Origin of the sequence: Streptomyces sp. NPDC032161, assembly GCF_040636995.1 — a bacterium.
GTDB lineage: Bacteria > Actinomycetota > Actinomycetes > Streptomycetales > Streptomycetaceae > Streptomyces.
In genome coordinates, this window is the sequence record NZ_JBEZVN010000007.1 from 214,150 (window position 1) to 233,976 (window position 19,827).

17 protein-coding genes are annotated in these 19,827 nt (G+C 71.3%); 4 read left to right on the forward strand and 13 right to left on the reverse strand.

The window, feature by feature from the left end; all coding sequences use genetic code 11:
• Positions 1-63: 63 nt before the first annotated feature.
• On the reverse strand, positions 64-1,347 hold the full coding sequence (locus AB0E67_RS18170; RefSeq protein WP_360113863.1) for an adenylosuccinate synthase: 1,284 nt from the start codon (positions 1,345-1,347) through the stop codon (positions 64-66).
• A gap of 186 nt (positions 1,348-1,533) precedes the next feature.
• On the opposite strand from AB0E67_RS18170, the gene AB0E67_RS18175 reads away from it, so the two are divergent.
• Positions 1,534-2,496 (forward strand): diacylglycerol kinase family protein, encoded by a 963-nt coding sequence (locus AB0E67_RS18175; protein WP_362027503.1) that lies wholly within the window; start codon positions 1,534-1,536, stop codon positions 2,494-2,496.
• 81 nt (positions 2,497-2,577) lie between these two features.
• Here the strand turns inward: AB0E67_RS18175 and AB0E67_RS18180 are convergent, their stop codons facing one another.
• Positions 2,578-3,123 (reverse strand): MarR family transcriptional regulator, encoded by a 546-nt coding sequence (locus tag AB0E67_RS18180; RefSeq protein WP_362027506.1) that lies wholly within the window; start codon positions 3,121-3,123, stop codon positions 2,578-2,580.
• Positions 3,124-3,240: 117 nt separating this feature from the next.
• Here AB0E67_RS18180 and AB0E67_RS18185 point away from each other — a divergent pair, with 117 nt between their 5' ends.
• The 3 genes from AB0E67_RS18185 to AB0E67_RS18195 all read left to right on the forward strand — a co-directional run bounded on the left by AB0E67_RS18185 (position 3,241) and on the right by AB0E67_RS18195 (position 6,418).
• Positions 3,241-4,317, forward strand: coding sequence for an ABC transporter ATP-binding protein (locus tag AB0E67_RS18185; RefSeq protein ID WP_362027509.1), 1,077 nt, complete (start codon positions 3,241-3,243; stop codon positions 4,315-4,317).
• Positions 4,318-4,328: 11 nt separating this feature from the next.
• Positions 4,329-5,948, forward strand: coding sequence for an ABC transporter permease (locus AB0E67_RS18190; protein ID WP_362027581.1), 1,620 nt, complete (start codon positions 4,329-4,331; stop codon positions 5,946-5,948).
• Between the two features lie 143 nt (positions 5,949-6,091).
• Positions 6,092-6,418, forward strand: coding sequence for a hypothetical protein (locus AB0E67_RS18195; RefSeq protein WP_362027512.1), 327 nt, complete (start codon positions 6,092-6,094; stop codon positions 6,416-6,418).
• Positions 6,419-6,564: 146 nt separating this feature from the next.
• On the opposite strand, the gene AB0E67_RS18200 is transcribed toward AB0E67_RS18195, so the two are convergent.
• The 11 genes from AB0E67_RS18200 to pyrE form a co-directional block, all read right to left on the reverse strand.
• Positions 6,565-7,830 carry a cytochrome P450 gene (locus AB0E67_RS18200; protein WP_362027514.1) on the reverse strand — a complete coding sequence of 422 codons (1,266 nt, stop codon included), beginning with the start codon at positions 7,828-7,830 and terminating at the stop codon, positions 6,565-6,567.
• Between the two features lie 86 nt (positions 7,831-7,916).
• On the reverse strand, positions 7,917-8,633 hold the full coding sequence (locus AB0E67_RS18205) for a response regulator transcription factor (protein ID WP_362027517.1): 717 nt from the start codon (positions 8,631-8,633) through the stop codon (positions 7,917-7,919).
• Positions 8,630-10,174 (reverse strand): histidine kinase, encoded by a 1,545-nt coding sequence (locus AB0E67_RS18210; protein ID WP_362027520.1) that lies wholly within the window; start codon positions 10,172-10,174, stop codon positions 8,630-8,632. The genes AB0E67_RS18205 and AB0E67_RS18210 overlap by 4 nt, the downstream gene beginning before the upstream one ends.
• Positions 10,175-10,500: 326 nt before the next feature.
• Positions 10,501-11,376: an alpha/beta hydrolase gene (locus AB0E67_RS18215; protein WP_362027523.1), complete on the reverse strand. Its 876-nt coding sequence runs from the start codon at positions 11,374-11,376 to the stop codon at positions 10,501-10,503.
• A 215-nt stretch (positions 11,377-11,591) separates the two neighbouring features.
• Entirely contained in the window at positions 11,592-12,878 is a 1,287-nt protein-coding gene (gene kynU / locus AB0E67_RS18220) for a kynureninase (protein WP_362027526.1), read from the reverse strand.
• Positions 12,871-13,719, reverse strand: a complete 849-nt coding sequence (locus tag AB0E67_RS18225) for a tryptophan 2,3-dioxygenase family protein (protein WP_360113839.1) — start codon at positions 13,717-13,719, stop codon at positions 12,871-12,873. Before AB0E67_RS18225 ends, kynU begins: the two co-directional genes overlap by 8 nt.
• Positions 13,720-14,022: 303 nt before the next feature.
• Positions 14,023-14,436, reverse strand: a complete 414-nt coding sequence (locus AB0E67_RS18230; RefSeq protein WP_073788317.1) for a DUF3151 domain-containing protein — start codon at positions 14,434-14,436, stop codon at positions 14,023-14,025.
• Between the two features lie 100 nt (positions 14,437-14,536).
• Positions 14,537-16,306 carry an MFS transporter gene (locus AB0E67_RS18235; RefSeq protein ID WP_362027530.1) on the reverse strand — a complete coding sequence of 590 codons (1,770 nt, stop codon included), beginning with the start codon at positions 16,304-16,306 and terminating at the stop codon, positions 14,537-14,539.
• Between the two features lie 216 nt (positions 16,307-16,522).
• Positions 16,523-17,725, reverse strand: a complete 1,203-nt coding sequence (locus AB0E67_RS18240; protein ID WP_362027533.1) for a MalY/PatB family protein — start codon at positions 17,723-17,725, stop codon at positions 16,523-16,525.
• Between the two features lie 201 nt (positions 17,726-17,926).
• On the reverse strand, positions 17,927-18,949 hold the full coding sequence (gene fbaA, locus AB0E67_RS18245; protein ID WP_362027535.1) for a class II fructose-bisphosphate aldolase: 1,023 nt from the start codon (positions 18,947-18,949) through the stop codon (positions 17,927-17,929).
• A 211-nt stretch (positions 18,950-19,160) separates the two neighbouring features.
• A complete protein-coding gene (pyrE, locus tag AB0E67_RS18250) occupies positions 19,161-19,700 on the reverse strand; it encodes an orotate phosphoribosyltransferase (protein ID WP_351521188.1) in 540 nt (179 codons plus the stop codon).
• Positions 19,701-19,827 lie beyond the last annotated feature (127 nt).

Genomic DNA, 19,827 nt, shown 5'->3' on the forward strand with positions numbered 1-19,827 from the left:
TGCGGCGGCGGTCGAAACATGGCGTCCGGTCGGCCACCGCCGCACAGCTCCCGGCGGGAATCCCTACAGGAAGGAGTTGATCTCGATCGTCTCGGTGCGGCCGGGGCCGACGCCGATCGCGGAGATCGGTGCGCCGGACATGTCCTCCAGCGCCTTCACGTACGCCTGCGCGTTCTTCGGCAGGTCGGAGAAGGTCTTGGCCTTCGTGATGTCCTCCGACCAGCCCGGCAGCATCTCGTAGACCGGCTTCGCGTGGTGGAAGTCGGTCTGGCTGTACGGAAGCTCCTCGACGCGCTTGCCGTCGATCTCGTACGCGACACACACCGGGATCTGCTCCCAGCCGGTCAGCACGTCCAGCTTGGTGAGGAAGAAGTCGGTGAGGCCGTTGACCCGGGTCGCGTACCGCGCGATCACGGCGTCGAACCAGCCGCAGCGACGGTCGCGGCCGGTGGTGACGCCGCGCTCGCCGCCGATCCGGCGCAGCGCCTCGCCGTCCTCGTCGAACAGTTCCGTCGGGAACGGGCCCGCGCCGACGCGCGTGGTGTACGCCTTGAGGATGCCGATGACCCGGCTGATCTTCGTCGGGCCCACGCCCGCACCGGTGCAGGCACCGCCCGCCGTCGGGTTCGACGAGGTGACGAAGGGGTACGTGCCGTGGTCGACATCGAGCAGCGTGCCCTGACCGCCCTCGAACAGGACGACCTTGCCCTCGTCGATGGCGTTGTTCAGGACCAGCGTCGTGTCCGCGATGTACGGCTTGATCTGCTCCGCGTACTGGAGCATCTCCTCGACGATCTTGCCGGACTCGATGGCGCGCCGGTTGAAGACCTTGGCGAGGAGCTGGTTCTTCTGCTCCAGGGCCGCCTCGACCTTCTGCTCCAGGATCGACTCGTCGTAGAGGTCCTGGACGCGGATGCCCACCCGATTGATCTTGTCGGCGTACGTCGGGCCGATACCGCGCCCGGTCGTGCCGATCCGGCGCTTGCCGAGGAACCGTTCCGTCACCTTGTCGATCGTGACGTTGTACGGGGTGATCAAATGGGCATTGCCGCTGATCAGGAGCTTGGACGTGTCCACGCCGCGCTCGTTCAGCCCACTCAGCTCGGAAAGCAGGACCGCCGGATCGACGACGACACCGTTCCCGATGACCGGGGTGCACCCCGGCGACAGGATTCCGGAGGGGAGGAGATGGAGTGCGTATTTCTGGTCACCGACGACCACCGTGTGGCCGGCGTTGTTGCCGCCCTGGTAACGCACCACGTAGTCAACGGACCCACCGAGCAAGTCGGTGGCCTTTCCCTTGCCCTCGTCACCCCACTGAGCACCGAGCAGCACAAGTGCGGGCACAGGCGTACACCCCTTCCGGGCGGGGCATGTCCAACGTCAGGGGGCGTACATGAACGTCGTACACGCCGTACGACGATGTACGGCACGGCCTGAACCGTCGAACCGGGTGCCCCGGAATAGACGAAGCCCCTGGCGCAATAGCGAAAGGGGCTCTTGCACCAAGATGCTACCCGAGGAAGGACCGAGGTGTCGGCTGCCCAGCCCCCCGGCGACGGTGCGCACCAGCTGCTGGTGGTCATCGATCCGGTGGCCCGCCGGACCGACGGCGAGTCCGTTCGCATCGCGAAGGACGTGCTCAGCGCCGGTTCGCATGCCAAGATCTGCCTGCCCGAAGGGCCCGAGGAATTCGCACGGGCCTTGTCCCGCAGGGGTGTTCGACGCCCGGTGGTGGTCGGCGACGACCTCGCGCTGCGGCGGGCGGTGGCCCTGCTGCACCGGGAACGGGACCCGGCCGACAAGTCGCTCGCGCTGATCCCGGTCGGCTCCGCCGACGCGCTGGAACTCGCACACTCGCTCGGCGTGCCGCGGGGCGCGGTGGCGGCGGCGCGCACCGCCCTCGACGGGGCCGTGCGCAGGCTCGACCTGCTGGTCGACGACAGCGACGGCCTGGTGCTGGGCGCTCTGCACATCCCGGCCCACCCGACCCACCCCGCTCATCAGGCCCATCAGACCCATCAGGCCCACCTGCTGGATCGCACCCCGGACCGGGCCCCGGGCCATGTCACGGGCAGTGGGGCGCCGCCGGACGCGGCGACCGCCCCCACCGGGGCCACGGCCATGTGGGACACCTGCCGCTCGCTGGTCCGCGCCCTCGTGCGCCCGACCCCGTCGAAGCCCCCGGACCCGCCCCGCACGCACCGGCTGCGGGTCGAGGCGGACGGCGTCCTGCTGAACGACCTGGACCGCCCGGTCGAGTCCGTGACCGTGACCTCGTGCGGCGACGACGGCCTCGCGGAGGTGGTGATACGTCCTCCGGAGGCGGACCCGGTCATGGCGGAGGCGAAGGCGGTCACGGTCTCGGGCGCGGACTTCCGCTACCGCGCGGACACCCAGGTCGGCGGGCCGGTCCGGACGCGTACGTGGACGGTGCGGGCAGGGGCCTGGGGACTGATGCTGCCGGCCGAGGCAGGGGCGTCGGCCGGGGGATAGACCCCGGCAAGGCAGTGCTGGGGGCGCCCGGGCGCCGGGAGCGAGGGTCGAAGCTGCCGGTCGTCGGGCACCCCGTGGTCGTCAGGCGCCCCGGTGGCCAGAGCCCCGGCCCTCGTCGGCGGTCGGCAGGTCGAGCGTCTTGCGGTGCTGGCGCCAGCGGTCCATCATCCCGGCCAGCTCCACCTGCACGAACTCGAAGAACGCCGCTGTCTCGGCGAGCCTGGCCCCGGCAGGGGTGTGCTCCCCCAGGGTGCGGGCACCTTCCTTCAGGGTGTTCTCCCAGCGGGTGAGCACCCGGTCACGGTTGGCGAAGGTGGTGTACCAGAGCTCGTTGTGGAGGCGGTAGCGATCCCGCCGCGAGCCCGGCTCGCGCTCGCGGCCGACCATGCTGACCTGCGTGAGGTAGTTGATCGCGCCGGACACCGCAGCGGGGCTGATCTGCAGTGCCAGGGCGAGCTCGGCGGACGTCATCGACCCGTCGTCGTCCGCGAGGAGCGCGGCGAAGACGCGGGACGCCATCCGCTGCATCCCCGCCTCCGTCATGTCTGACGCGAACCGCTCCACGAACCGCGAGACGGCCTCCGTGTCCCGCTCTGTCCGCGCGCCCTGTTCGGTTTCGCTGGTCATCGCCCGATCGTCTCCCCTGTTTCCTCGGCCCCCACCGCTTCTCCGGCTTCGCCGTGGCTCCAACTTTATACGCTTCCTTAACTTCACAAATTTGTGAAAGTAGCGTACGTTCAGAACATGACGCAGGCAATCAGGGTGGCCGGGCTGTGCAAGTCGTTCGGCCGGACGCGCGCGCTCACCGGCCTCGACCTCGCGGTCGAGGCCGGTGAGGTTCATGGCTTCCTCGGGCCCAACGGCTCCGGGAAGTCCACCACCATCCGGGTGCTGCTCGGACTGCTGCGAGCCGACTCCGGCACCGCTCGGCTGCTCGGCCGCGATCCATGGGGCGACGCGGTCGAGCTCCACCGGAGAGTGGCGTACGTCCCGGGCGACGTCACGCTGTGGCGCAATCTGTCGGGCGGCGAGGTGATCGATCTCTACGGGCGGCTGCGCGGCGGCCTCGACCGGACCAGACGGGCCGAGCTGGTCGAGCGCTTCGAACTCGACCCGACGAAGAAGGGGCGCACGTATTCCAAGGGCAACCGGCAGAAGGTCGCCCTCGTCGCCGCCTTCGCCTCCGACGTGGATCTGTTGATCCTCGACGAGCCGACCAGTGGCCTCGATCCGCTGATGGAGGAGGTCTTCCAGGACTGTGTCGCCGAGGAACGCACGCGCGGGCGCACGATCCTGCTGTCCAGCCACATCCTCAGCGAAGTGGAGACGCTCTGCGACCGGGTCAGCATCATCCGTCAGGGTCGGACGGTCGAGACCGGTTCGCTGGCCGGCATGCGTCACCTCACCCGTACGAACATCACCGCCGAGCTGATCGGCCCACCCGACGGGCTCGCACGCCTTCCCGGCGTCCATGACCTCCGGGTGCAGGGCCTTCGCGTGACGCTCCAGGTCGACACGGACAAGCTGGACGCGGTGCTCAGGACGCTCTCCGCATCGGGCATCCGGACTCTGACGAGCACGCCGCCCACGCTGGAGGAGCTCTTCCTCCGCCACTACACGACGGACACGGCGGGCGCGGCCGACACGACGGACACGGCAGATGCGACGGAAACAGCGGACACGACGAATACGGCGGGCGGAACAGACGGCGGGGCGGAGAGCCGGACGAAGAACGGCGCGGGCGGGCCGGACGGCGCGGATGGCCCGGACGGCGCTGGTAGGCCGGAGGGCGGCGAGGGCGTGGGGGTGACGGTGCGGTGACTGCTGTGACCATGACCGTGCCGACCGGTGCCGGGCCCCGGACCGGCTCAGTGGCCCGGCAGTTCGCGGGCACGGGAGCGCTGCTGCGGCTCGCGCTGCGGCGCGACCGGATCATGCTGCCGATCTGGGTGCTCGTGCTCGGCGGCTCCTTCTCCCCCGTCGCCGGCTCCTTCGCCTCGCTGTACGACACCGCCTCCGGTCGGGCCGAGCTTGCCGCGTCGATGAACGGCAACAGTTCTCTCAGGGCTCTGTACGGGCCGGTCTTCACCGACTCCGTCGGCGGTCTCGTCAGCTGGCGGATGGTCTGCTTCGGCGGGGCGCTGGCCGCTGTGATGAGCCTGATCGTCGTCGTGCGGCACACCCGTGAGGAAGAGGAGACCGGGCGTCAGGAAATGTTGTCCTCCGCGATGGTGGGGCGCCGTGCCCCGCTGACGGCCGCGCTGCTCACCGCGTTGATCGCCAACGCCGCGCTGGCGCTGGTCGTCGCGGCCGGCATGGCCGGCTCCGGCGCGGGCGGGTCCGGCGCGGTGGCGCTCGCGGCGGCGGTCGCCGGGACGGGTGCGCTGTTCGCCTGCACGGCGGCGATGGCAGCTCAGTTCACCGAGAGCGCGCGGCTCGCGAAGGGGCTCACGGCGGCGGTGATCGGTGCCGCGTTCGTCCTGAAGGCGGCGGGCGATGCGGCGACGGACGACGGTTCGTCGGTCCTGACCTGGCTCTCCCCCCTCGGCTGGGCGGAGAACGTGCGGGCATACGCAGGGACACGCTGGTGGGTGCTGCTCGTCATGGCGGCCGCGATCACGGTCCAGGCCGTCCTGGCCTTCGCCCTGGCTGGGCGGCGCGATGTCGGCATGAGCTTCCTGGCGACCCGGCCCGGGCCGGCGCGGGGGCGGATATCGTCCGCCTCCGGGCTCGCGCTGCGGCTCCAGCGGGGAGCGCTGATCGGCTGGACGCTGTCGTTCGCCGCGGTCGGGGTCGTTTTCGGCGGGCTGACCGACGGGGCGGCGGACCTGGTCGGCGACAACCCGAAGACGCGGGAGATCTTCGAGCGGATGGGCGGTCAGTCCGGTCTGACCGACGCCTTCCTCGCGGCGATGGTCTCCATGCTCGGCATGGTCGCCGCGCTGTACATCGTGGCGTCGGTGCTGCGGCTGCACGGCGAGGAGACGGCCGGGCGCGCCGAACCGGTGCTGGCGTGCGGGGTGGGCCGACTGCGGTGGGCGGCGGGGCATCTGGTGGTCGCGTTCGGCGGGGCGGCCCTGATCATGGTGGTGGGCGGAGTCGGCCTGGCCGCCGGGTACGGCCACGACCTCCCGGCCGTGCTGGGGGCATCGCTGGTCCAGTTGCCCGCGATCTGGCTGCTGGGCGGCGTCACGGTCCTGCTGTACGGGGCGCTCCCGAAGGCCGCGGCGGCCTCCTGGGGCGTGGCCGGGACATGTCTGGCGCTCGGGTGGATCGGGCCCGCGCTGGATCTGCCCCAACCGGTGATGGACCTATCGCCGTTCACCCACCTGCCGAAGCTGCCGGGAGGTACCGGGATGGAGTGGGGCCCCGTGCTCGCGCTGACGGCGATAGCGGTGGCGCTGGTGGGCGCCGGGGCGGTGGCGCTGCGACGACGCGATGTCCTGACCTGATGGCGCGGCAAGGAGATGAAGAGGCAGTGAGATGTGGAGGCGAAGGGACGAGGAGCAAAGAGAGAAACGGTGACGCAGTGACACGGTGATGCGGGCAGGGCCCGGGTGCAACCGCCCTGCGGCCCGCCCGCGTCACTCCGGTCATGGAGAACCGGGGCGAAGCCGTTCGCGGAATCGTCGGCTGCCTCGCAGCCGCCGTCGGTGGAGTGGTCGGCCTGCTCGCCTGGGCCCCGTACGGCCGACACGGCATCTTCGGCGGCTTCGAAGGGGAGTCGGAGTGGAACGTGCTCTGGCTGGGGCTCCCCGTCATGGTGCTCGGCGGCATCACGACCGGGATCGCTCTCTTCGCCCTCCTGTGGGGAAAGTGGCGGTCGGCCCTCGGGGCGGCGGCGCTCCTCGCGGGACTCGCGGCCTTCGGGCTGGCCTTCGACGTGCTGGCCGGCCCACCGGTCTGCGGACCCGGATGCTGAGCAGGAGCTGACAGAGCAGGAGCCGCCGTGTCCCGCGTATCCGGGCCGGGACAAAGGATCCGGGAAACCGGGCCGGGCACAGGGGCCGGGGAGCCGGGACCGGGTTCCCGGGACCGGCGCGTGTGCCCTGTCGCCCTTCGCTCGGGTCACAGCTCGACGCGGAGTTCCTTCAGTCCCCTGATCACGTAGCCCGGGTTCCATTCCGGCTCGGCCACCAGCCGGAGGCCCGGGGCGCGGCGCAGCAACTCGCCGAAGGAGGCGGCGAGTTCGACCCGGGCGAGCGGGGCGCCCAGACAGAAGTGGATGCCCGCGCCGAAGGTGATGTGCGGATTCTCGCGTCGGCTCAGGTCCAGGGCGTCCGGAGCCTCGAAGCGGGCGGGATCACGGTTGGCGGAGCCGAAGAGCAGGGCCACTTCGGAGCCGCGCGGCACGACCGTGCCGTCGATCTCGATGTCGTCGAGGACCCAGCGCTCGAACATCTGGAGCGGAGTGTCGTACCGCATCAGCTCCTCGATCGCCGTCGGCAGCAGTCCGTGGTCGGCGCGCAGGGCTGCGAGCTGTTCGGGGTGGCGCAGCAGCGTCCACCAGCCGTTCACCGTGGTATTGACGGTCGCCTCGTGTCCGGCGTTGAGAAGCAGTACGCAGGTGGAGATCATCTCCTGTTCGCTCAGCCGCTCCCCCTCGTCGTGGGCGGCGATGAGCGCGGAGACCAGATCCGTACCCGGGTTCTTGCGCCGCTCCGCGATCAGCTCGCGCAGGTACGCGGAGAAGTCGAGCGAGGCGCGCACGGCGGCACGGGCGGTCTCCTCGGACGGGTTCAGCTCGAACATTCCGCAGATCGCCGCCGACCAGGGGCGCAACGGGCCGCGGTCGGACTCCGGGATGCCGAGCATCTCGGCTATGACCGCCACGGGCAGCGGCTCGGCGACCGCCGTGAGCAGATCGCCGCCGCCCGCCTCGACGAACGAGTCGACCAGCTCGGCGGCGAGCCGCCGTACCGTCGGGACGAGCCGCTCGACCGTGCGCGGGGTGAACGCCTTGGAGACCAGGCGCCGGATCCGGGTGTGGTCGGGCGCCTCCAGGTCGAGGAGGCCCTGCCCGTTGAGAGTGTGGAAGGGCTCGTGCTCGGCGGGCGGCGGGGTGCGGCCGAACTCCTCGTGGGTGAAGCGGTGCAGGTACGTACGGCCCAGGCGGCGATCGCGCAGCAGCGCGGACACATCGGCGTGGTGCGGGACGAGCCACTGGTCGCTTGGCTCGAAGTAGTGCACCCGTCCGGCCGCCCGCAGCGCGGTATAGGCCGGGTACGGATCGGCGACGAACGCCGGTGACCACGGGTCGAAGGACGCGTGGGAGCCGGAGGGCTCGGACGACCGGAAGGAAACATCGGCCGTGGAACGGGAAGACGGGCTCATACAGGGACGCTAACCGGCCAGGTCGCCGTCGACCAGCCCCGTGCCCGGCCGGGCCTCTCCGCCCTCGGCCGTGGCCGGGTGCCGGCTCAGGACGGGGTGACCAGCCTGGCCTCGTACGCGAAGACGGCGGCCTGTGTGCGGTCGCGCAGCCCCAGCTTCACCAGGATGCGGCTGACATGGGTCTTGATGGTGGACTCGGCGACGACCAGGTGCGAGGCGATCTCCGCGTTCGACCGGCCCTGGGCGATGAGGACGAGCACCTCCGTCTCGCGTTCCGTGAGGTCCCCGACCCGGGCGAGCGCGGGCGGACGCGGGGCCTCGGCGAGCTTGGCGAACTCGTTGATCAGCCGCTTGGTGACGGTCGGGGCGAGCAGCGCCTCACCGGCGGCCACCACCCTTACGCCATCGGCCAGTTGTCGGGCGGAGGCGTCCTTGAGGAGGAAGCCGGACGCTCCGGCGCGCAGCGCCTGGTAGACGTACTCGTCCAGGTCGAACGTGGTCAGCACCAACACCTTGGCGTCCGCGTCGGCGGCGACGATCTCGCGGGTGGCCTCGATGCCGTTGAGTTCCGGCATCCGGATGTCCATCAGCACCACGTCGGGACGCAGCGCCGCGACCTTCGCGATGGCCTGGCGACCGTCGACCGCCTCGCCGACGACCTCGATTCCCGGCATGGCGTTGAGCAGGACCGAGAATCCCTCGCGGACCATCATCTGGTCGTCCACGATCAGCACCCTGATGGGCGGGTCGCCGGGGAGCGAGCCGGAGCCGGAAGCAGAAGCGGAAGCGAAGGCCGAGGTCATGCCTGTCCCACCCGACCCGCCTGTTCCGCCTGTCCCACCCGACCCACCTGCTCCGCCCGCTCACCCTGCTTGCCCTGTTCATCCCGGTGTGCCGCGTCCGCAGCGCTCACAGCCTTCACCCGGTCCACCTCGTTCCCCTCCGTCGTTCGCTTCGCCCGCGTCTCCCGGGTCGCCTCGGTAGCCGCCGCTCCCTGCGTCACCGGCATCACCAGGGTCGTCTCGCTCATGTCGCGCGCCGTGCTCGGTTCGGGGTCGAGTGCCACGGGGATGAACGCGGCGATCTCGTAGCCGCCCTCCTCGGTTTCCCCGGCCGTCATCGTGCCATTCAGCATCGTGACCCGCTCCCGCATCCCCGTGATCCCGTGGCCGGCGCCCGGCGAAGGCTTCACCGGGGCGGTCGGCGGCCCATTCACGACACGCAGCCCCAGCCCGCCGAGCACGTAACCGATCTCCACCTTGGCGGTCGCGCCCGGTGCGTGCCGCAGCGTGTTGCTGAGTGCCTCCTGAATGATCCGGTACGCCGAGAGCTCGACGCCCTGCGGCAGTTCACGTATCGCGCCGGTGACCGTCTTCCCGGTCTCCAGCCCCGCCTCGCGCACATTGGCGAGGAGCCCGTCGAGCTGGGCGAGGGTGGGCTGGGGAGCGTCCGGCACCTGCTGGTCGTCGGCCCGTACGACGCCGAGGACCCGACGCAGCTCGGTGAGGGCGGAGACCGCGTTCTCGCGGATCGTGACGAACGCCTGCTCCAGCTCGGGCGGCGGGTTCTCCACCCGGTACGGGGCGGCCTCGGCCTGGATCGCGACGACCGACATGTGGTGGGCGACCACGTCGTGCAGTTCCCGGGCGATGGTGGTGCGCTCCTCCAGCAGGGTGCGCCGGTCGCGTTCGACGGCGGTCACCGTGCGCTGCACCGTGACCTCGCGCTCCGCGTCGCGACGGATCTGCACCACGGCGACCAGCAGCAGTGCGAACGCGGAGGCGAAGGCGAGGGGACCATTGGCCCCCGTGGAGTGCCAGCCTCCGAGGCTTTCCAACAGGGCGCCGTACAACCCGGTGATCCCCCACATCCAGGCGGCGGTACGGGGCCGGGTCCGGGCCGCGACCACCACCAGCACCACTAGGTGCGAGAGGAGCGTGCTCGGCGTCCACGGCCAGCCGTCGCTGCCGAAGATCGCCGCGAACGGGGCGAGTGCCAGCGACGCCCAGAACGCACCGACCGGCCGGACCAGCGTCATCAGCACCGTGGCCGCGGGAAGCAGCACGGTCACGACGCCCCCGACCATGAAACGCAGACCCGAGGAATCCTCCGAGGCCAGGCCCATGACTGCCACGAAGAACGCGGCCACGCCGACCAGGGCATGAGGCGTCCAGGCGGCCCGCGCACGCATCCGGCCCGGCAGCCTGCCGGTCAGCAGCCCGTCCGTCCGCATCCGTTCCAGCGGACGGTAGGCGAAGGCGTTGCTGAAGAGATCCTGTCGCAGTCCGCCCAACGCCCTTGCGGCCAGCCTGAACTCGGGGCTTCTGGTTTTGGTCTCGGTCACGCTTCCACGGTAGGCGCCGGTACGGCCCGGGACGTCAGCAGTGATGCGGATCCTGAGCCGTCCATCGCAAGTACTACGGAGCGGTTCGTGTAGCCCGTTCATCGCCGAGAGAATCGACTACGGAACCCGTTCCCGGGCGATGCGCGCGTGAGCGGGTGCGGCACCGGCCGACAGCACGGCACCGGCCGGTGGCACTGGACCAGCCGGTCGTACGGAACCGTCTTGGCCGCTCGGGACCGGCCGGTGGGGCGTGGCAGAACGTGGTGCCCAGCGGGGACGTCTCCGTCGCAGGAACGTTTCCGCCACGGGGACGTCTCCGTCCCGGATCACCAGGCCAGTTGCGCGAGTTCCTCCGCCACCACCGCGCACGCGTCGCTCGCCGGGTCGATCAGCGGGAAGTGGCCGACCTCGGGCAGCAGGGTCAGCCCCACCGTCTCCCCGGCCCGCGCCGCCGCGTCGACGAACGCCTCCGCGACGGGTTGCGGCACATCGCGATCGGTGGTGCCCTGCACCACGACCGTCGCGATGCCGGTGGGCAGCAGCACGGCCGGGTCGGCGTGACGGGACCGTTCCTCGAACTCCTCCTCGCGGCCGAGGAACTGACCGACCGCCCCCGAACACACATCGAGCTCGACGGCCCTGGTGAAGTCCGCGATCGGCGCGAGGGCCACGACACCCCGCAACGGGGGCGGCGCGGGCAGCCGCCACGGCGACCCCTCGGGCAGCACGTGCCGGGCGGCGGCCCACAGGGCGAGGTGCCCGCCCGCCGAATGCCCGGTGAGGACGATCCGCCGTACGTCGGCCTCCGGGAGTTCCCGGGCCAGCAGGGCCGGCAGCGCGTCCATCGCCGCGGCGGCGTCGTCGAACGTCTCGGGCCAGCGGCCCGCGACCGGCCCGTCCCCCCGCTGCTGCGGGATCTCGCCACCGCGCCGGTACTCGACACTGGCCACGGCGAACCCGCGCCGCGCGAGGAAGTCCGCGAACGGCGACACGTGCCGGCGGTCGTACGACGCCCGCCAGGCGCCACCGTGCAGGACGACCACCACCGGCGCCCCGGTCCGGCCGTCCCGCGGGGCATAGAAGTCGATCAGCTGGTCGGGGTGGTTCCCGTAGGCGGCGGACGCGTCGGGGGCGACCGGTGGATGAGAGAAGGCCGATTCGGTCTCGGCTGCGTCCCGATCACGCGCGGCAGAATCCGACATGCTGCTCCAACCCGTCCTGTCCGTCTCGTCCGTTGGGCCCGACTGCCCGGGAGTCGATGGCGTGTACTCGACGGTCCGCCAGTCCAACTGGCCTGACCTGCGGGGACGGTACCAGTACCGATGGTTCCCGTCCCCGCCGACGGATCAGGACAACACCCGGCCGGTCCCGGGCACTCGGTTACCCAGTGCCCCTCCCGGCACTGTGACGACACGGCCTAGGCCTCGAGCCGCCGTCCGTCGAGTACTTCGCCGAGCACCCGCGCCGCCCGCTCGACGTCCGCGAACCCCACGTACAGCGGGGTGAATCCGAACCGCAGCACGTCGGGACGCCGCAGGTCACCGACGACGCCCCGCTCGATGAGGGCGCCCATGACCGCCTCCGCGTCCTCGCACCGCAGCGCGACCTGGCTGCCGCGCTCCGCGTGCGCGACCGGGGTGAGGGAGGTGACCCGGCCCTCGGGGACGTACGCGGCGACGCACTCCAGGAAGAAGTCCGTCAGCGCCAGGGACTTGGCCCGTACCGTCTCGATCGACACCCCGTCCCACACGTCCAGCGACGCCTCCAGCGCGAGCATGGAGAGGATGTCGGGGGTGCCGACCCGGCCCCGTACGGCGCCGTCCGCCGGAACGTACCCGGGCGTCATCCCGAACGGGTCGGCGTGCGACGTCCATCCGGGCAGGGGCGAGTCGAAGTCCGCCTGATGGCGCTCGGCGACGTACAGATAGGCGGGCGAACCGGGGCCGCCGTTCAGGTACTTGTACGTGCAGCCGACCGCCAGGTCCACGCCGTGCGCGTCGAGCCCCACCGGCAGGGCGCCCGCGCTGTGGCACAGGTCCCAGACTGCGACGGCGCCCGCGGCGTGCACGGCGTCGGTGAGCCCGGCCAGGTCGTGGAGCCTGCCGGTGCGGTAGTCGACGTGGTTGAGCAGGACGGCCGCGGTACGGGGACCGAGGGCGCCCGGCACCTCTGCGGGGGCGGTCGGGACGAGCCGGTGGCCGGTCATCCGGGCCGCGGACGCCGCGATGTACCCGTCCGTGGGGAACGTCGTCGCGTCGACGAGGATCTCGTCACGCCCCTCGGGCGCCAGCCGGGTCGCGGCGACGAGGGCCTTGAAGACGTTCACGCTGGTGGAGTCGCCGACGACGATCTGTCCGGCGGCGGCGCCGACGAGCGGGGCGATGCGGTCGCCGATCCGCTCGGGCGCGGTCCACCAGCCGCTCTCGTCCCAGGACCGGATACGCAGCTCCCCCCACTCACGGGTGAGCACGTCCTGGAGCCGGCCGGGCACATGGGCGGGCAGCGCACCGAGCGAGTTGCCGTCCAGGTAGACGGTGTCGTCGAGCGCGAACAGTTCGCGTCGGCCGGCCAGTCGGTCTGCGGCGTCGAGCCCGGCGGCCCGCGCGCCGAACTCCTCGGACGCCCAGGCGCGGACGTCGGATGCGGGGGCGTGCCCGGCGCGGACGCCGGATTCCGGGGCGTGCCCGGCGAAGGTCTCAGACATGGCTGCGCGCACTCCACAACTCGGGGAAGACGTTCTTCGTGGCCCGCTTCTCCAGCCAGGCGACCCCGGCGGAACCACCGGTACCGGTCTTCGAGCCCATCGCGCGCCGGGTGGCGACGAGGTGGTCGTTGCGCCAGCGCCACACCAGTTCGCCGACGTCGGTGAGCGCCTCACCGAGCCGGACCAGTTCGTCGTTCTGGTCGGGATTGGCGTAGATCTCCGCCCAGACGGCCTCGACCTCGGGCGACGGCTCGTACTTCTGCGTCAGGTCACGTCCGAGCACGGACTGCGGTACGGCGTGGCCGCGCCGGGCGAGCAGGGCGAGCGTCTCGTCGTACAGACTCGGTTCGGCCAGCGCCTTCTCCAGCTCGGCGTGGACGCGGGGTGCGCCCCGGTGCGGCACCAGCATGGACGCGGACTTGTCGCCGAGCAGGAACTCCATCCGCCGGTACATCGCCGACTGGAAACCGGAACCCTCGCCGAGGGCGCCCCGGTAGGAGTTGAACTGGGCGGGGGTGAGCTGGGCGAGCGGCGTCCAGGAGGCGTTGAGCGCCTCCAGTTCGCGCACGGACCGCTTCAGCGCATCGCGCGCGACGGTCAGCCGGTCCTCGCGCAGGGCGTGCGCGGCGGTCTCCCACTCGTGCACGATGACGGTGAACCACAACTCCATGACCTGGGTGGTGACCAGGAAGACCATCTCGCCCGGGTCGTCGGAGAGAGGGTGCTGGAGGTGGGTCAGGACATCCGCCTGGACGTAGTCCTCGTACGGAGTCGTTCCCGCGAAGTCGAGATGCGGGGTCTCCGCACCGGTGGCTTCGGGGTCGGGGTGAATCGTCGACATTGCTGTCTCCTCGACACGAGCTTCCGGGTAGCGGTCCGCCCCTTCCGTGAGGTGGTGGAGCTCCGGTCCCCTGTCGGCATCCTAAACGGAGGCCGGGAGAGCACGCAGGCCCCGCGGACGTGGGTGCCACCGTCCGCGGGGCCCGGAATGCCGAGTGCGTGAGGGTGCGCATGGACGCATCGGGTACGCGTACGTTCCGCACGCGTACCCGCACACGCTCACGCGCGTACGCGGCACACATCGCCCGCGCGGGTGCCCTCGGCCGGGCGGTCCCGGGTGCCCCGGCCGAGGGGCTCGGATACCTCAGCCGAGGGTCTCGGCGGCGGTCGGCGATGAGTCCCGCAGGAACGTCGTGCAGCGCTCGTACTCCTCCTGCTCACCGATCGCCCCGGCGGCGCGTGCCAGCGCGTGCAGGGCACGCAGGAAGCCGCGGTTCGGCTCGTGCTCGAACGGCACCGGGCCGTGGCCCTTCCATCCGGCCCGGCGCAGTGCGTCGAGGCCGCGGTGGTAGCCGGTGCGTGCGTAGGCGTACGACTCGACGACGCGACCGCCCTCGAACGCCTCGTCGGCGAGCTGCGCCCAGGCCAGGGAGGAGGTCGGGTACTTCGCGGCGACATCTGCGGGGGCCGCGCCGCTCGCGAGCAGTTCGCGCGGCTCGGGGTCGTCCGGCAGATGGGTCGGGGGCGGTCCCCCGAGCAGGTTCTCGTGGATCGACATGCGTTCAAGTGTGCCTGGCACATGCGCGTCGGGGGTACCCGGGCGCACGGCGATGAGGCGGTTCACGCCGGTGCGTGCGGGCACTCCCCGTTGCGGGGGTTCACGTCGGGTGTCGTCCGGCGTCTCCCGCGCCTCCCGCGTCCCCCGGCCCTCCCGCTCCTTTGCCACGAGCGGACTCGTCACGCGCCGGCTGCTCACGCGCGGGTTCCCCGTGCGCAGGTTGCACAGGCTCCTCGTGTGCGGACTCGTCATGCGCGGATTCCTCGCGCGCGGACTCCTCGCGCGCGGGTTCCAGGGGCGGGGCGACGACGCCGCAGTGCACCGCGCACTCGGGCCGCACCCGCCCCTCCGGCCGCGCCCTTCCCCGGCCCTTCCGCCACCCCGTCCAGTCCTTCCACCGATCCACCCTCCGGCCCTCCGGTTCGCCTCTCCCCTCCGCCTCCCTCTCCGCTGCCGGCACCGGCGGGTTCCGTACGGCCGCCCAGGCGATCAGCGAGCCCAGCACGAGCAGCCCGGCGCACATCGGCATGGCCCGCCGGAACGTCACCGCGAACTCCTCGGCATTCCGGTACGCCTCCGGCCCCATCCCGGCGAGCAGCGGCAGCGCGGCCACCGCGATCAGCCCGGCGGCGCGGGCGGCAGCGTTGTTGATGCCGCTGGCGAGACCGGCCCGTGCGGTGTCCACGGAGGCCAGGACGGTCGCGGTGAGCGGTGCCACGAGGGTGACCATTCCGGCGCCGAGCACGGCGACGGCCGGGAGAACGTCCGTGAGGTAGGCGGAGACGGAGTGCGCCCCGGGCCGGACCCGCAGCATCAGCAGCATCCCGGTGGCGGCGACCAGGGGGCCCACGCCGAGCGGGATACGGGGGCCGATGCGCTGCCCCAGCTCGCCCGAGGAGGCGGAGAAGATCAGCATCAGCAGGGTCATGGGCAGCAGGGCTGTGCCCGCGCCGAGGGCCGAGTACCCGGCCACGACCTGGAGCTGGATCGCGGAGAGGAAGAAGAATCCGCCCAGCGCCGCGTACACGCACAGGGTGATCACGTTGACGACGGTGAACTGCCGGGAAGCGAACACGGAGGGCGGCAGCATCGGGTTCCGCCGTCGGCGTTCCACGCGTACGAACGCGGCCCCGAGGGCGACCCCGGCGACGGCCGTCCCGATCACCACGCCGGACACGCCCCGGCCGGGGGCCTCGATCAGCGCGTAGGTCACCAGGGCCAGGGCGAGCGCGGCGAGCACGGCGCCCAGGACGTCGAAGCGCCCGTGGGCGTGCGGGTCGCGCGATTCCGGTACGTGGCGCAGCGCCACCGGAACGCAGATCGCGGCGAGCGGCACGTTGAGGAGGAACACCCATCGCCATCCCGGCCCGTCGACGAGCCAGCCGCCGACGAACGGCCCGACGGCGGCCCCGATCCCGCCGAACCCCGACCACAGCCCGACCGCACGGGCCCGGTCGTCGGGGTGGAAGCTCGCCTGGATCAGCGCCAGCGAACCGGGGGTGAGAAGTGCCCCGCCGATGCCCTGGAGTGCGCGGGCGATGATCAGGACGACGGCGTTCGGCGCGGCCCCGCACATCACGGAGGCGGCGGCGAACCAGACGATCCCGACGACGAAGACCCTGCGCCGCCCGAACCGGTCGCCGAGGGCACCGCCGAGGAGGATCAGCCCGGCGAGGGTCAGCATGTAGGCGTTGACGGTCCATTGCAGGGCGGCCAGGTCGGTGCCGAGGTCCTTGCCGATGCGAGGCAGGGCGACGTTGATGACGGTGGAGTCCAGCAGGGCCATGCTGGAGCCGAGCACGGTGGTGAGGACGACCCACCGCCCCGCAGGGGAGGCGACGCGGATGGCTCCCGTCTCTGCGTCAGGCATATGAGCAGCATCCCCGCTCGGGGCCGCAGCAGCCATCGGAGCGAACGCGCCCGTACGCATTCAAGCGAATCCGCCCGTGCCCATTCACACGGGCGGACGGAACCACCCCCCGAGAACTCCAGAAGCCACGAGGAGCCGGGCCCCATGCCCCCGGAACCTCCGGTCCCCTGGGACCGCGCCGGAACTCCGGAACCCCGCGCTACGGCAGGACCCGACCTACGAAACGCCTCCAGCCACGGCCCTCACGCCCCGGATCAGCGCCTGGACGCCCGCCTCCGCCTTGGACCTCGGGCACCCGACGTTCAGTCGTACGAAGCCTTCCGCCCCGTACACCGCCCCCGGCATCACCGCGACCTTCTCGCGCTCGACCAGCACCCGCTGCAACGCCTCGTCGCCGTCGGCGCCCTCGACGCCCACCGGCCGCAGGTCGATCCACGCCAGGTAACCGGCCTGCGGCAGCTCCCACCCCAGGCCCGGGAACGCCTCGTTCAGCCGCTCCGCCACCAGCTCCAGGTTCCCGCCGACATAGGCGCGGACCTGGTCCAGCCAGTCACCGGCCTCCCGGTACGCGGCGATGTGCGCGGTGAGCGACAGCACGGCCGGGGAGGCGAGTCCCTCCGCCGTCTCCATCCGGCGCAGGAACTCCGCCCGGTCGGCCGGGTCGCCGATCAGACCGTACGAACCGGTCAGCGCGGGGAAGTTGAACGCCTTCGACGCGGACGAGAGCAACGCCCAGCGCCTCTTCCCCTCCCCCTCCCTCTCGTCGGCGACGCACGTCCACGGCACATGCGCATGCCCCGGGTGCACGAGATCGGCGTGTATCTCGTCGCTGATCACCGCGACGCCGTGGCGCGCGGCGAGCGACGCCATGACGCCGAGTTCGTCGCGCGTCCACACCCGTCCGGTCGGGTTGTGCGGCGAGCACACGACCAGGACCTTGCTGTCGGTGCGGGCGAGCTCGCGTTCCAGCGCGGCGGTGTCCCCCACCGGAACGCCCCGCAGCTCGCGCCCGAGCCCAGTGATCGCCTTGCGGAAACCGTCGTACACCGGGGTGTGGACGACGACGCCCTCGCCCTCGGCCGTCCACATCTGGAGCAGCTGCGAGAGCTGGCTGAGCACGGACGGACCGTACACCAGCTGTCCGGTGTCGATCCGGACCCCGTGCCGGGTCGCGTACCAGTGGGCTATCGCCGAGCGGAAATCGTCCTGCTGCCAGGTCGTGTAGCCGAAGACGCCGTGGTCGAGCCGGGTCCGCAGCGCGCTCAGCACCTGGGGAGCGGTCTCGAAATCCATGTCGGAGATGGTGAACGGCAGCAGCCCGTCCACCCCGAACCGGTCCGCGACCCCGTCCCACTGGACGGACCAGGTGCCACGCCGGTCGACGACGGTGTCGAAGTCATAACGCGCGCCGGCATTCACAACGATTCTCCCCTTGCCTGTCACGCCGTGGGCCCGGCACCCCGAGTCCTTTCCAGGGGGTGCCGGGCCCACGGCCACGTCACGTACCGCCTCGCGCGGCGCGCCTGCCCTCCGCACGTCCGCGCTGCTTCCGCGCGTCCGCTAAATCCGTACGCCTGTTGCTTCCGTACGTCCGTAGCTTCCGTACGCCCGTTGCCTGCGTTACTTCAGCTTGGTGCCGGTGGAGCGCAGGTCGGCGCACGCCTTCGTCACACGCTCGGCCATGCCCGCCTCGGCGGACTTGCCCCAGCTGCGCGGGTCGTAGACCTTCTTGTTGCCGACCTCGCCGTCGACCTTCAGCACTCCGTCGTAGTTGCGGAACACGTGGTCCACGATCGGGCGGGTGAAGGCGTACTGGGTGTCGGTGTCGAGGTTCATCTTCACGACGCCGTTGTCCAGGGCGGTGACGATCTCCTGCTCGGTGGAGCCGGACCCGCCGTGGAAGACGAAGTCGAACGGGGACGCCTTGCCGTACTTGGCGGCGACGCCCTCCTGGAGGTCCTTCAGCAGCTCGGGGCGGAGCACGACGTTGCCGGGCTTGTAGACGCCGTGGACGTTACCGAAGGAGGCGGCCAGCAGGTAGCGGCCCTTCTCGCCCAGGCCGAGCGCCTCAGCGGTGCGCAGCGCGTCGTCGACGGTCGTGTACAGCTCGTCGTTGATCTCGTGCGAGACGCCGTCCTCCTCGCCACCGGTCGGGGTGATCTCCACCTCAAGGATGATCTTGGCAGCGGCGGCCTTGGCCAGCAGTTCCTGACCGATGGCCAGGTTGTCGGCGAGGGTCTCGGCGGAACCGTCCCACATGTGGGACTGGAACAGCGGGTTCTGGCCCTTGGCGACGCGCTCGGCGGAGATGTCGAGCAGCGGACGTACGTAGCCGTCCAGCTTGTCCTTGGGGCAGTGGTCGGTGTGCAGCGCGACCTGGATGCCGTACTTGGCGGCGACGATGTGCGCGAACTCGGCGAGGGCGACGGCGCCGCTGACCATGTCCTTGTTGTACTGGCCGCCCAGGAACTCCGCGCCGCCGGTGGAGATCTGGACGATGCCGTCGCTCTCCGCCTCGGCGAAGCCACGCAGTGCAGCGTGCAGGGTCTGGGTCGATGTCACGTTGATGGCCGGGTAGGCGAACTTGCCTGCCTTCGCCCGGTCGAGCATCTCGGCGTAGACCTCGGGGGTTGCGATGGGCATGTGTCCGCTCCTTGGGATTTGCGGGTGTGCGTGCTGGTTCCCTGACCTGGGGGCGACATCATCGTCGCCCCCATCTTCCCAGACTCCCGCCACGGCTCCACCCGGCCTATGCACACGGAGCCCTGCCGGGCGGTCCGGGGCATGCGTCAGGGGTGGGCGGTTTCACGTGAAACCGCCCACCCCTGAAGAAAATCGCAGGTCAGACCGCGTATCAGGCCAGACCGAGATCGGCCACCGAGTAGACGTGGATGTACGGCAGCCCGGCCTCGGCGATCGCCGGAGCCGCACCCCGCTCCACGATCACGGCGACGGCGACGACCTCGCCACCGGCCTCGCGCACCGCCTCGACGGCCGTCAGCGGCGAACCACCCGTCGTCGATGTGTCCTCGACGACCAGGCAGCGGCGGCCCTTCACATCCGTGCCCTCGATGCGGCGCTGCATCCCGTGCGCCTTCTGCGCCTTGCGGACGACGAACGCGTCCAGCTCCTGCCCGCGCGCGGCGGCGGCGTGCAGCATCGACGTGGCGACCGGGTCGGCCCCCAGCGTCAGCCCGCCCACGCAGTCGTAGTCCAGCTCTGCGGTGGCATCGAGCATGACCTGCCCGACCATCGGGGCGGCCTTGCCATCCAGCGTGATGCGGCGCAGGTCGATGTACCAGTCGGCCTCAAGACCCGAGGAGAGGGTCACCTTGCCGTGTACCACGGCCTTGTCCTTGATCTGCTGGAGCAGCTCAGCACGTACGTCAGTCATGGTTACGAGCTTAAGAGGTCGCGCGCATAGGTGGGGCGGAGGAAGGAGCGGGGCGAGGGGCAAGCCCGGCAAGGCGGAGGAGGGAGGCGACGCGGAGCGTCGTCGACCGACGACAACGCCGCCAGGC